Origin of the sequence: Allobosea sp. BE125, assembly GCF_031456075.1 — a bacterium.
Classification (GTDB): Bacteria; Pseudomonadota; Alphaproteobacteria; order Rhizobiales; family Beijerinckiaceae; genus Allobosea.
Genome location: NZ_JAVDTY010000006.1, coordinates 17,518 through 29,648, shown reverse-complemented (window position 1 = coordinate 29,648; position 12,131 = coordinate 17,518). Strand labels below are relative to the sequence as shown.

General features: G+C 66.4%; 9 protein-coding genes. All 9 read left to right on the top strand.

The window, feature by feature from the left end; all coding sequences use genetic code 11:
* Positions 1 to 20 precede the first annotated feature (20 nt).
* The 9 genes from J2Y55_RS14930 to J2Y55_RS14890 are packed head-to-tail and all read left to right on the top strand — an operon-like array spanning position 21 to position 12,121.
* Positions 21 to 2,783: a nitrate/nitrite transporter gene (locus tag J2Y55_RS14930; RefSeq protein WP_310154469.1), complete on the top strand. Its 2,763-nt coding sequence runs from the start codon at positions 21 to 23 to the stop codon at positions 2,781 to 2,783.
* A 41-nt stretch (positions 2,784 to 2,824) separates the two neighbouring features.
* A complete protein-coding gene (locus tag J2Y55_RS14925) occupies positions 2,825 to 6,577 on the top strand; it encodes a nitrate reductase subunit alpha (protein ID WP_310154466.1) in 3,753 nt (1,250 codons plus the stop codon).
* A gap of 14 nt (positions 6,578 to 6,591) precedes the next feature.
* Positions 6,592 to 8,118 carry a nitrate reductase subunit beta gene (narH, locus tag J2Y55_RS14920; RefSeq protein WP_310154463.1) on the top strand — a complete coding sequence of 509 codons (1,527 nt, stop codon included), beginning with the start codon at positions 6,592 to 6,594 and terminating at the stop codon, positions 8,116 to 8,118.
* A gap of 1 nt (position 8,119) precedes the next feature.
* On the top strand, positions 8,120 to 8,881 hold the full coding sequence (narJ, locus tag J2Y55_RS14915) for a nitrate reductase molybdenum cofactor assembly chaperone (protein ID WP_310154461.1): 762 nt from the start codon (positions 8,120 to 8,122) through the stop codon (positions 8,879 to 8,881).
* A 3-nt stretch (positions 8,882 to 8,884) separates the two neighbouring features.
* Positions 8,885 to 9,616: a respiratory nitrate reductase subunit gamma gene (gene narI / locus J2Y55_RS14910; RefSeq protein ID WP_310154458.1), complete on the top strand. Its 732-nt coding sequence runs from the start codon at positions 8,885 to 8,887 to the stop codon at positions 9,614 to 9,616.
* A 6-nt stretch (positions 9,617 to 9,622) separates the two neighbouring features.
* Positions 9,623 to 10,471, top strand: coding sequence for a peptidylprolyl isomerase (locus J2Y55_RS14905; protein WP_310154455.1), 849 nt, complete (start codon positions 9,623 to 9,625; stop codon positions 10,469 to 10,471).
* Positions 10,472 to 10,480: 9 nt separating this feature from the next.
* Positions 10,481 to 10,822, top strand: a complete 342-nt coding sequence (locus J2Y55_RS14900; RefSeq protein ID WP_310154452.1) for a hypothetical protein — start codon at positions 10,481 to 10,483, stop codon at positions 10,820 to 10,822.
* On the top strand, positions 10,809 to 11,360 hold the full coding sequence (locus J2Y55_RS14895; RefSeq protein ID WP_310154447.1) for a hemerythrin domain-containing protein: 552 nt from the start codon (positions 10,809 to 10,811) through the stop codon (positions 11,358 to 11,360). Before J2Y55_RS14900 ends, J2Y55_RS14895 begins: the two co-directional genes overlap by 14 nt.
* Positions 11,360 to 12,121 (top strand): carbonic anhydrase, encoded by a 762-nt coding sequence (locus J2Y55_RS14890; RefSeq protein WP_310154443.1) that lies wholly within the window; start codon positions 11,360 to 11,362, stop codon positions 12,119 to 12,121. The genes J2Y55_RS14895 and J2Y55_RS14890 overlap by 1 nt, the downstream gene beginning before the upstream one ends.
* The last annotated feature ends 10 nt before the right edge of the window (positions 12,122 to 12,131 follow it).

The following is a 12,131-nucleotide window of genomic DNA, read 5'->3' as shown; positions in this document are numbered from 1 at the left end:
CTTGGCGAAGGACCCGACACATGGCAGGCGCCTCGATCTCATCGGCTGAACAAGACAGGGCCCTGTGGCTCTCCACGGTCGCCTTCACAGTCTGCTTTGCCGTCTGGACGATCTTCGCGATCATCGGAATCCAGATCAAGAAGGACCTCGGACTGTCGGATACGCAGTTCGGCCTCCTGGTCGGCACGCCGATCCTGACGGGATCGCTGATCCGCCTGCTGCTGGGCATCTGGGCCGACCAATATGGCGGACGGGTGGTCTACACCATCACCATGCTCTCGGCGGCGGTGATGACCGCTCTCCTGGTCTTCGCCTATGACTACACCACCTTCCTGATCGCAGCGCTCGGCGTCGGCATCGCCGGCGGCTCCTTCTCGGTCGGCGTCGCCTATGTCGCCAAATGGTTTCCCAGGGAGAAGCAGGGCACGGCGCTCGGCATTTTCGGGGCGGGCAATGTCGGCGCAGCCGTCACCAAATTCGCGGCGCCCGTCATCATGGTCGCCTATGGCTGGAAGACGGTCGCGCTGGTGTGGGCGATCGTGCTTGCGATCACGGCGGTAGTGTTCTTCCTCTTCACCAAGGACGACCCCGACCTGGCCCGTCGCCGCGCCTCCGGCCAGAAGCCCGAGCCGCTCTCGGCGATGATGGAGCCGCTGAAGAACATTCAGGTCTGGCGCTTTTCGCTCTACTACTTCTTTGTCTTCGGCGGCTTCGTCGCGCTCGCGCTCTGGCTGCCGCGTTACCTGATCGGCGTCTACGGCCTCGACATCGCCACGGCGGGCATGGTCGGCGCCGCATATTCGATCCCGGCTTCAGTGTTCCGGGCCTATGGCGGGCATCTCTCCGACAAATACGGCGCTCGCCGGATCATGTACTGGACCTTCCTGGTCGCGGTCATCTGCACCTTCGTTCTCGCCTATCCGCCGACGCAGTATGTGATCGAGGGCATCGGTGGCCCGATCGCATTCTCGACGCGGATGAGCCTGTCCGGCTTCATGGTGGTGGCCTTCGTGCTCGGCTTCTTCATGAGCCTGGGCAAGGCCGCGGTCTATAAGCACATCCCGGTCTATTATCCCGATCGCGTCGGCGCGGTCGGCGGCGTGGTCGGCCTTGTCGGCGGCCTCGGCGGCTTCGTCATGCCGATCGCCTTCGGCGCGCTCAACGATCTCACCGGCGTCTGGCAGAGCTGCTTCTGGCTGCTCTTCCTGGTCGCCTCCGTCTCGCTGCTCTGGATGCATGTCGCCGTCCGGCAGATGGAGAAGGCCGCAGCCGAGGCCGGCGTGCCGGCGCGCAACCTGCCCGAGTTGCCCGAAATGCAGCCGGTCCATGGCGCGGCCCAGACGGGCGCGCTCGCGGCCAGCGGCGCCATCGCCGACTGGCGCCCCGAGGACAGGAGCTTCTGGGACACGCAGGGCAAGGCGATCGCGCGGCGCAATCTGTGGATCTCCGTTCCCTGCCTGCTGCTCTCCTTCGCGGTCTGGATGGTCTGGTCGGTCGTCGTCGCCAAGCTGCCCAGCGTCGGCTTCGCCTTCACCAATGAGCAATTGTTCTGGCTCGCCGCGCTGCCGGGCCTGTCGGGCGCGACGCTGCGCATCTTCTACAGCTTCATGCCGGCGATCTTCGGCGGCCGGCTCTGGACGACGCTGGCGACCTGGTCGCTGCTGATCCCGGCGCTCGGCATGGGCTTTGCCGTGCAGGACCCGCAGACGCCCTACTGGATCTTCCTCGGCCTGGCGCTGCTATGCGGCTTCGGCGGGGGCAATTTCGCCTCCTCCATGGCCAATATCTCCTTCTTCTTCCCCAAGGCGGAGAAGGGCAACGCGCTCGCCATCAATGCCGGGCTCGGCAATCTCGGCGTCAGCGTGGTCCAGTTCGTGGTGCCGCTCGCCATCACGGCCGGCGTCTTCGGCAGCCTGGGCGGCCTGCCCCAGACGGCGACAGTGGCAGGCGTCACCTCGACGCTCTGGCTGCAGAATGCCGGCTTCGTCTTCGTGCCCTTCATCGTCGCATCGGCCTTCGCGGCCTGGTTTGGGATGAACGACATCGCGACGATGAAGGCCTCCTTCGCCGACCAGGCGGTGATCTTCCGGCGCACCCATAACTGGATCATGTGCTGGCTCTATACCGGCACCTTCGGCTCCTTCATCGGCTTCTCCGCGGCCTTCCCGCTGCTCTCGAAGATCCTCTTCCCGGAGGTGAACGTCCTGCAATACGCCTTCCTGGGGCCATTGGTCGGCGCAGTCTCGCGCGCCGCCTCCGGCAAGGCCTGTGACAGGATCGGCGGCGGGCGGATCACCTTCTGGGTGTTCATCGCGATGAGCTTCGGCGTCGCCGGCGTGCTCTACGCCATCGGCATGAAGGGCGACCCGAGCGCCTTCCCGGTCTTCTTCGCGAGCTTCCTCTTCCTCTTCGCCGCGACCGGCATCGGCAACGCCTCCACCTTCCAGATGATCCCCGCGATCATGCGCATCGAGGTGGCGCGCCTCGAGCCCGGCCTGAATCCGGCGGAACGGGTCAAGCAATCCGACAAGGAGGCCGCGGCCATCATCGGCTTCACCTCGGCGGTGGCCGCCTATGGCGCCTTCTTCATTCCCAAGAGCTTCGGCACCTCGATCGCCGCCACCGGCGGCGCCTCGGCGGCGCTCTACGGCTTCCTCGGCTTCTATCTGAGCTGCATCGCGATCACCTGGTGGTTCTACACCAGGCGCGGCGGCCTGCTCTTCGAGACCGAGCATGGCCGCAAGGCAGTGCCCGCGACGCCTGCCCTTACCGCGGCCGAATGACCCTCGCCTTGCGCCCCTGACTTCCCTGAGAGGGATCCGACATGAGTCACTTTCTCGATCGCCTGACCTTCTTCAACAAGGTCTCCGAGCCCTTCTCGAACGGTCACGGCATCATGACCAGCGAAGACCGGCGCTGGGAGGACGGCTACAGGAAGCGCTGGCAGCACGACAAGATCGTGCGCTCCACCCATGGCGCCAACTGCACCGGCTCCTGCTCCTGGAAGATCTACGTCAAGGGCGGCATCGTCACCTGGGAGACGCAGCAGACCGACTATCCGCGCACCCGGCCGGACCTGCCCAACCACGAGCCGCGCGGCTGCTCGCGCGGCGCCTCCTATAGCTGGTATCTCTACTCCGGAAACCGGGTGAAATACCCGCTGATCCGCGCCCGGCTGCTGAAACTGTGGCGCGAGGCGCGCGCCACCCTGACGCCGGTCGCCGCATGGAAGAGCATCGTCGAGAACCCCGACAAGCGTGCCGCCTACACCTCCAAGCGCGGCCATGGCGGCTTCGTGCGGGCCGGCTGGGACGAGGCCACCGAGATCATCGCCTCCGCCAATGCCTATACCGCCAAGACCTATGGCCCCGATCGCGTTTTCGGCTTCTCGCCAATCCCGGCGATGTCGATGGTCTCCTATGCCGCGGGCTCGCGCTACCTGTCGCTGATGGGCGGCGTCTGCATGTCCTTCTACGACTGGTATTGCGACCTGCCGCCCGCCTCCCCCCAGACCTGGGGCGAGCAGACGGACGTGCCGGAATCGGCCGACTGGTACAATGCCGGCTTCATCATCCTGTGGGGCTCGAACGTGCCCCAGACCCGTACGCCCGACGCGCATTTCTACACCGAAGCGCGCTATCGCGGCATGAAAAGCGCGGTGATCTGCCCCGACTACTCAGAGGCCTCCAAGTTCGGCGATATCTGGCTCAGCGTGAAGCAGGGCACGGACTCGGCGCTGGCGATGGCGATGGGCCACGTCATCCTGAAGGAATACCATGTCGACCGGCAGGCGGCGTATTTCCGCGATTACGTGCGCCAGTACAGCGACATGCCGATGCTGGTGAAGCTGGTGAAGCAGGGCGACAACCTGGTGCCCGACCGCTTCCTTCGGGCGTCGGATTTCGAAGCCGGCCTCGGCGAGGCCAACAACCCGGAATGGAAGACCGTCGCCTATGACGAGACCTCCGGCAAGATCGTCGTCCCTGGCGGCACGATCGGCTTCCGCTGGGGCGAGAGCGGCAAATGGAATCTCGAGGAGAAGGACGCAGGCGGCGTCGAGACGCGGCTGCGGCTCTCGCTGGCCGAGATCAAGGACGATCTGGCCGAGGTCGCCTTCCCCTATTTCGGCAATATCGAGCACGAGCATTTCGCCTCGACCGATCACGGCAGCATCCTGAAGCGCCGCCTGCCGGTGAAGCGCCTGGCGCTGAGCGAGGGCGAAACGCTCGTCGCCTCGGTGCACGACCTCTTCCTCGCCAATTATGGCGTCGATTGCGGCTATGGCGGCGACAACGTCGCCGCCTCGCTGGATGACGACACGCCCTACACCCCGGCCTGGGCGGAGAAGATCACCGGCGTCTCGCGCGACAAGATCATCCAGGTCGCCCGCGAATTCGCGACCAATGCCGAGAAGACCAAGGGCCGCTCGATGATCATCATCGGGGCGGCGATGAACCATTGGTACCACGCCGACATGAACTATCGCGGCGTGATCAACATGCTCGTGATGTGCGGCTGCGTCGGCCAGTCCGGCGGCGGCTGGGCGCATTATGTCGGCCAGGAGAAGCTGCGCCCGCAGGCCGGCTGGGCGCCGCTCGCCTTCGCGCTGGACTGGGGCCGCCCGCCGCGGCAGCAGAACTCGACCTCGGCCTTCTACGCCCATACCGACCAGTGGCGCTACGAGACGGTCCGCGTCGGCGATCTCGTCTCGCCGACCGCACCCGACGGCCCCTGGGACGGCGCGCTGATCGACTACAACATCCGCGCCGAGCGGATGGGCTGGCTGCCCTCGGCGCCGCAACTGGAAACCAACCCGCTCCAGGTCGCCAGGGATGCAGCGGCCGCCGGCATGGAGGCCAAGGACTATGTCGCGAAATCGCTGAAGGACGGCTCGCTGAAGCTCTCCTGCGAGGACCCCGACAATCCGGTGAACTGGCCGCGCAACCTGTTCGTCTGGCGCTCCAACCTGCTCGGCTCCTCAGGCAAGGGCCATGAGTATTTCCTGAAGCACCTTCTGGGCACGACCCATGGCGTGCTCGGCAAGGATCTGGGCCAGGAGGGCAAGGCGCGCTCGACCGAGGCGGCCTGGCACGAGAAAGCGCCGGAGGGAAAGCTCGACCTGCTGGTCACGCTCGACTTCCGGATGTCGACGACCTGCGTCTATTCCGACATCGTCCTGCCGACGGCGACCTGGTACGAGAAGAACGACCTCAACACCTCCGACATGCACCCCTTCATCCACCCGCTGACCAGCGCGGTCGATCCGGCATGGGAGGCGCGCTCGGACTGGGAGATCTACAAGGGGCTGTCCAAGGCCTTCTCGCAGGTCGCCCCCGAGGTGCTCGGCGTCGAGCAGGACGTCGTCCTCAACCCGATCAAGCACGACAGCGCCAACGAGATCGCGCAGCCCTTCGAGCCGAAGGACTGGAAGAAGGGCGAGTGCGAGCCGATCCCCGGCAAGACGATGCCGGTGGTGAGCGTGGTCGAGCGCGATTATCCCAACCTCTATGCCCGCTTCACCGCGCTCGGCCCGCTGATGGACACGGTCGGCAACGGCATCAAGGGCATGGCCTGGAAGACTGGCCATGAGGTCGAGCATCTGAAGGCGCTGAACGGCGTGCATCTCGAGGGCGCCAACAAGGGGCTCGCCCGGATCGTCAGCGACATCGACGCCGCCGAGATGATCCTGATGCTGGCGCCGGAGACCAATGGCGAGGTCGCGGTCAAGGCCTGGGCCGCGCTCGGCAAGGCGACGGGGCGCGAGCACACCCATCTGGCGCTGCCGAAGGAAGACGAGAAGATTCGCTTCCGCGATGTCGTCGCGCAGCCGCGCAAGATCATTTCCGCGCCGACCTGGTCGGGGCTGGAAAGCGAGAAGGTCTGCTACAACGCCGGATACACCAACGTCCACGAGCTGATCCCGTGGCGCACGCTGACCGGCCGCCAGCAGCTCTATCAGGACCATCTCTGGATGCGCGCCTTCGGCGCGGGCTTGTGCGTCTACCGGCCGCCGCTCGACCTGCGCTCGGTCGCTCCGGTGATCGACCTGAAGCCGAACGGCGAGAAGCAGATCGTCCTCAACTTCATCACGCCGCACCAGAAATGGGGCATCCACTCCACCTATACCGACAATCTGATGATGCTGACGCTCTCGCGCGGCGGGCCGATCGTCTGGCTGAGCGAGACCGACGCCGCGCGCGCCGGCATCGTCGACAATGACTGGGTCGAAGCCTTCAACAGCAACGGCGCCCTGGTCGCCCGCGCCGTGGTCTCGCAACGCATGAAGGACGGCACGCTCTTCATGTACCACGCCCAGGAAAAGATCGTGAACGTGCCGGGCTCGGAGATGACCGGCAACCGCGGCGGCATCCACAACTCGGTCACGCGCATCGTCATCAACCCGACGCACATGATCGGCGGCTACGCGCAGCTGTCCTACGACTTCAACTATTACGGCACGATCGGAACCAACCGCGACGAGTTCGTGGTCATCCGCAAGGTCAAGACCGTCGACTGGCTGGAGCGCCCGCACAGGGACGCTGCGAACGCCTCCGCCCTCGCCCAAGCCGCCGAGTGAAAAGGACGACGACGATGAAAATCCGCGCTCAGATCGGCATGGTGCTGAATCTCGACAAATGCATCGGCTGCCATACCTGCTCGGTCACCTGCAAGAACGTTTGGACGAACCGCGAGGGCATGGAATACGCCTGGTTCAACAACGTCGAGACCAAGCCCGGCATCGGTTACCCCAAGGATTGGGAGAACCAGGACAAGTGGAAGGGCGGCTGGCGCCGCAAGGCGAACGGCAAGATCGAGCCGCGGATCGGTGGCAAATGGCGGATCCTGGCGAACATCTTCGCCAATCCCGACATGCCGGAGATCGACGACTACTACGAGCCCTTCACCTTCGACTACGAGCACCTGCAGAAGGCCCCGGAGCTGGAGGCCTTCCCGACCGCCCGGCCGCGTTCGCTGATCACCGGCGAGCGCATGGAAAAGATCGAATGGGGGCCGAACTGGGAGGAGATCCTGGGCGGCGAATTCGCCAAGCGCTCCAAGGACGCCAATTTCGAAGGCATCCAGAAGGAGATGTACGGCCAGTTCGAAAACACCTTCATGATGTATCTGCCGAGGCTCTGCGAGCACTGCCTCAACCCGACCTGCGCCGCCGCCTGCCCCTCGGGCGCGATCTACAAGCGCGAGGAGGACGGCATCGTCCTGATCGACCAGGACAAGTGCCGCGGCTGGCGCATGTGCGTCTCGGCCTGTCCCTACAAGAAGATCTACTTCAACTGGTCCTCGGGCAAATCCGAGAAATGCATCTTCTGCTATCCGCGCATCGAGGCCGGCCAGCCGACGGTGTGCTCGGAAACCTGCGTCGGCCGCATCCGCTATCTCGGCGTGATGCTGTTCGATGCCGACCGCATCCAGGAGGCGGCGTCGACCCCATCCGAGCAGAACCTCTATGAGGCCCAGATGGACATCTTCCTGGACCCCAACGATCCGGCGGTCATCGCCCAGGCGCGCGCCGACGGCATCTCGGAAAACTGGCTCGAGGCGGCGCGCCAATCGCCGATCTGGAAGATGGCGATGGAGTGGAAGGTCGCCTTTCCCCTGCACCCGGAATACCGCACGCTGCCGATGGTCTGGTACGTGCCGCCGCTCTCGCCGATCACCGCCGCCGCAGAGGCCGGCAAGATGGGCATCGATGGCGGCATGCCGGATGTGAAGTCGCTGCGCATCCCGCTGAAATACCTCGCCAACCTGCTCACCGCGGGTGACGAGGCGCCGATCGCCAGGGGGCTCGAACGCATGCTGGCGATGCGCGCCTATATGCGCGCCAAGACCGTCGACGGCGTGATCGACGAGGCCATCGCCAGGCGCGTCGGCCTCACCGCCGCGCAGATCGAGGCGATGTACCACGTCATGGCGATCGCCAATTACGAGGACCGCTTCGTCATCCCCACCACGCATCGCGAGGTCAGCGAAGACGCCTATGAGCTTCGCGGCAGCTGCGGCTTCAGCTTCGGCGACGGCTGCCTGCCCTCCGATACGGGCGTCAACCTGTTCGGCGGCGTCAAGGCCAAGAACGACAAACCGAAGCTGGGAGCGCTGTGAGATGAAAACGCTGAAGGTTCTCTCCGCGCTGCTGTCCTACCCGACTGAGGAATTGCTCGCGGCGCGCGGCGAGCTCATCGAGGTGATCGAGCGCGAGGGTGTCCTGCCTGGGAGCGAGCGCGCCGCGGTCAAGCGGCTGATCGACGGGCTGGCGGATGGCGATCTGATGGATCTGCAGGAGCGCTACATCCTGCTGTTCGACCGGACGCGCGCGCTCTCGCTGCATCTCTTCGAGCATGTGCACGGCGAAAGCCGCGACCGTGGCCAGGCGATGGTCGACCTGATCAAGGTCTATGAGGATGGCGGCTACACGCCGACCGTGACCGAGCTGCCGGACTTCCTGCCGCTCTTCCTCGAATACGCCGCGACGCGCTCACCGGCGGAGGCCGTCGAGCTCATCGGCCAGCCCGCGCATGTCTTTGCGGCGCTGCGCGAGCGGCTGCGCAAGCGCAGCTCGCCTTACGAGGCTGTCTTCGCCGCGCTGGCCAAGCTCAGCAAGGTCAAGCCCGACGCCGCCATGATCGCGCGGCTCCTGGCCGAGCCCGATCCCGAGCCCGACGATCTCGAGGCGCTGGACGCCGCCTGGGCGGAAGAGGAGGTGCTGTTTGGTCCAGGCGCCGCCGCCGAGGACTGCGGCAAGGACACGCTGTCGGCGAAGCTGCGCCAGGCGCGCCGCCCCGCCCCCGGTCTGGAGCCGGTTCCGGGAGCCGGCCCCCGCACCCAGATCACCCATTCCGGCGTTTCGCCCCGCACGGGAGCCTGAGCCATGCGCGACATGATCTTTCAAGTTCTCTTCGTCTGGTATCCGTATTTCTGCCTCACCGCCTTCCTGTTCGGCAGCCTGATCCGCTTCGATCGGGAGCAGTACAGCTGGAAGGCGAGCTCCAGCCAGTTTCTGCGCAAGCGCCAGATGCGCTGGGGCTCGAACCTCTTCCATGTCGGCATCCTGTTCCTGTTCTTCGGCCATGCGGCCGGGCTGCTGACGCCGAAATTCATCTACACCCTGTTCATCACGGTCGAGCAGAAGCAGCTGATCGCCATCGTTGCCGGCGGTATCGCCGGCAGCCTCTGCTTCGTCGGCCTGTCCTTGCTGCTGCATCGCCGGCTGTTCGATCCGCGCATCCGCCTGACCTCGACCACAATGGACATCGCGGTCCTCGCCATCCTGTGGGTGCAGCTCTGCCTCGGCCTGCTGACCCTGCCCTTCTCGCTGTCGCACACCGACGGCTCGGTGATGCTGACGCTGGCCCATTGGGCCCAGGGCATCGTCACGCTCCAGCCTGTCGACGGCGCCACGCTGCAGGGGCTGGCCTGGCCCTATCTCGTCCATCTCGTGCTGGGGATGACGATTTTCCTGATCTTCCCGTTCTCGCGCCTCGTCCATGTCTGGTCCGCACCGGTCTGGTATCTCGGCCGCAGGGGCTTCCAGCTTGTCCGGACCCGCCGCGCGCTCGCGCCGCGCAGCGCCGGCCGATCCTCCACGCAGCCGGCGGAGTAAGACATCATGACCACACCCCTTGCCTCCCCCTGCGCGGTCAAGCCCGCCATCACCGCCAAGCCCCGGACGGTCAGCGTCAACGGCGTCGCGATCTCGCGTGCCGCGATCGGACGCGAGACGCAAAACCACCCCGCCGCCAAGCCGATCGAGGCCTGGCAGGCGGCGGCGCGCGCGCTGGCCGTGCGTGAGCTCCTGCTGCAAGAGGCCAGGCGCCTGGCGCTTGAGCCCGACCCGGCGCAGGATGACGAAGGCCGGCGCGAGACCGACGAGGAGGCGCTGATCCGCCAGCTCGCCGCGCAGGAAATCGTCACGCCCGAGGCGGACGAGGCCGCCTGCCGGCGCTATTTCGAGGCCAACCGCCAGCGCTTCCAGTCGCCGGCGATCATCGAGGCCAGGCATATCCTGCTGCCGGCCGGGCCGAAGGATGAGGCCGCCCGCGCCGAAGCGCGCCGGCATGCCGCGCTGCTGATCCTGCAGATCCAGCAGGAGCCGGGCTGCTTCGCCGATCTGGCGGCAGCGGTCTCGGCCTGCCCATCGGGCAAGACCGGCGGCCATCTCGGGCAGATCGGCCCGGGCCAGACCGTGCCCGAATTCGAGACGGCGCTCGGCCATCTGCCGGTGGGAACGGTCGGCGAGGCTGCGGTCGAGACCCGCTATGGCCTGCATGTCGTCTGGGTGGAGCGCCGGATCGCGGGGCAGAAGCTGCCTTTCGAGGCCGTGCGCCAGCGCATCGGCACCTGGCTCGGCGAGAAGGTCCGCCGCCTGGCGATCCAGCAATACATCACGATCCTCGCCGGACGCGCCGAGATCATCGGGGTGGACATCGCCTCCAGCCCGTCACCGCTCGTCCAGTAGGAGGCCGCCATGCAGCTTGGAGCACTTCTGACCCGGTTGTCGGACGAGACCGACGCGGCGACCGCGCTCGACGCGCTGGGCGACGTCGTCCTGCTCGCGCAGGTCCAGGCGCTGGGCGACGAGCATGACGAGACTCCAGGCGAATATGTCGCCAATGCCTCGCGCCGCTACGCCGCCTTGGCGAGCGACGAGGACTGGCTGGCGCTGATGACGGCGATCGAGCGCGCCGAGGATCCAGGCCGGGCCGTGATCGGCAAGATGCTGCGCTGGGCGATCGCGCGCGACATCGCACCGGTTCCGCAAGCGGGCGGCTGCTCATGCGGCTCCGGAGGCTGCGATGACCACTCATGAGCCCGCCAGCCGCGACCAGCTCAGCATCGAAGCCATTCCCCCGGCGCTTCTCGACGATCCGCTTGCGTATATTTTCGCCGATCATTTCCGCCAGCGCCGTCTCTGCGCCGCGCTGCGCCACCATGCCGAGACGGGCCATGTCGGTCGCGCGGAGGCCAGGATGATCGTGGCCTATCTGCGTCGCGACCTTGTCCTGCACTACCGCGACGAAGACGAGGACCTGTTTCCGCTGCTGCTGCGCCGCGCTTTGCCCGAGGACGATCTCGCCGCGGCGCTCGGCCGCCTTGCGCAAGACCACCGCCAGGTCCGGCAATCGCTCGAGGCCATCATCGGCGCCCTGACCGGGCGGCCGGCGGAAGACCCGGTGAAGCTGGCGCGCGGCATGTGCAAGCTGATGCTGGCCTATGCGGCGAGCGAGCATCTTCACATGGCGGCGGAGAACGGCATCGTCCTGGCCATCGCCCGCATTCGGCTGCGGCGCGAAGACCTGAAGGCGATGAGCCGGACCATGAAGGAACGGCGCGGAGTGCCGGCCTGATGTCGCGCACGCTCGACCATCTCTTCGACCGCAATGTCGCCTGGGCCCGTTCCAAGACGCGCGACGACCCGCAGTTCTTCCGGCGCATGGCCGAGCAGCAGACGCCGCGCTATCTCTGGATCGGCTGTTCGGACAGCCGCGTCACCGCCAATGACGTGCTCGGCCTCGACCCCGGCGAGGTCTTCGTCCACCGCAACATCGCCAATATCGTCCACACCAGCGATATGAACATCCTGTCGGTGATCGAATATGCCGTCGAGCAGCTGAAGGTCGAACACATCATCGTCTGCGGCCATTATGGCTGCGGCGGTGTCGAGCGCGCGCTGATGGCCGAACGCGGCGCCATCCTGGACCACTGGCTGCAGCCGATCTCGATGCTCCATCGCAAGCATCTTGCCACCTTCGCCGCGATCCGGGACGAGACCGCCCGCCTCGACCGGATGTGCGAGATCAATGTCGAGATGCAGGTTCGCCGGGTGGCGCAGACGCCGATCATCGAGAACGCCTGGGCGCGCGGCCAGGAGCTCAACCTGCATGGCTGGATCTACCGCATCCAGGACGGCCTGCTGCGCGAGCTCGGCCCGCATCTGTCATCGATTTGCGAGCGCGACGCCCTGCCCTCGATCGACCAGCGCGTCCTCGCCCCGCTCGCGGCCGCCGCGCCTGCCCGGGGCAAGGCTCACGCCATCCGCGCCAGCCGGGCGCGGCGCGATATCGCGACGGGCTGTTCCTGCCCGGCAGCCACGGAGGAACGCGCGTGACCCTGTCGAG

Excerpts from the sequence above, each read along its gene's own strand:
- J2Y55_RS14905 (WP_310154455.1), top strand. The coding sequence starts at position 9,623 with ATGACCACACCCCTTGCCTCCCCCTGCGCGGTCAAGCCCGCCATCACC.
- J2Y55_RS14930 (WP_310154469.1), top strand. The coding sequence starts at position 21 with ATGGCAGGCGCCTCGATCTCATCGGCTGAACAAGACAGGGCCCTGTGG.
- J2Y55_RS14895 (WP_310154447.1), top strand. The coding sequence starts at position 10,809 with ATGACCACTCATGAGCCCGCCAGCCGCGACCAGCTCAGCATCGAAGCC.
- narJ (WP_310154461.1), top strand. The coding sequence starts at position 8,120 with ATGAAAACGCTGAAGGTTCTCTCCGCGCTGCTGTCCTACCCGACTGAG.
- J2Y55_RS14925 (WP_310154466.1), top strand. The coding sequence starts at position 2,825 with ATGAGTCACTTTCTCGATCGCCTGACCTTCTTCAACAAGGTCTCCGAG.
- narH (WP_310154463.1), top strand. The coding sequence starts at position 6,592 with ATGAAAATCCGCGCTCAGATCGGCATGGTGCTGAATCTCGACAAATGC.
- J2Y55_RS14890 (WP_310154443.1), top strand. The coding sequence starts at position 11,360 with ATGTCGCGCACGCTCGACCATCTCTTCGACCGCAATGTCGCCTGGGCC.
- narI (WP_310154458.1), top strand. The coding sequence starts at position 8,885 with ATGCGCGACATGATCTTTCAAGTTCTCTTCGTCTGGTATCCGTATTTC.
- J2Y55_RS14900 (WP_310154452.1), top strand. The coding sequence starts at position 10,481 with ATGCAGCTTGGAGCACTTCTGACCCGGTTGTCGGACGAGACCGACGCG.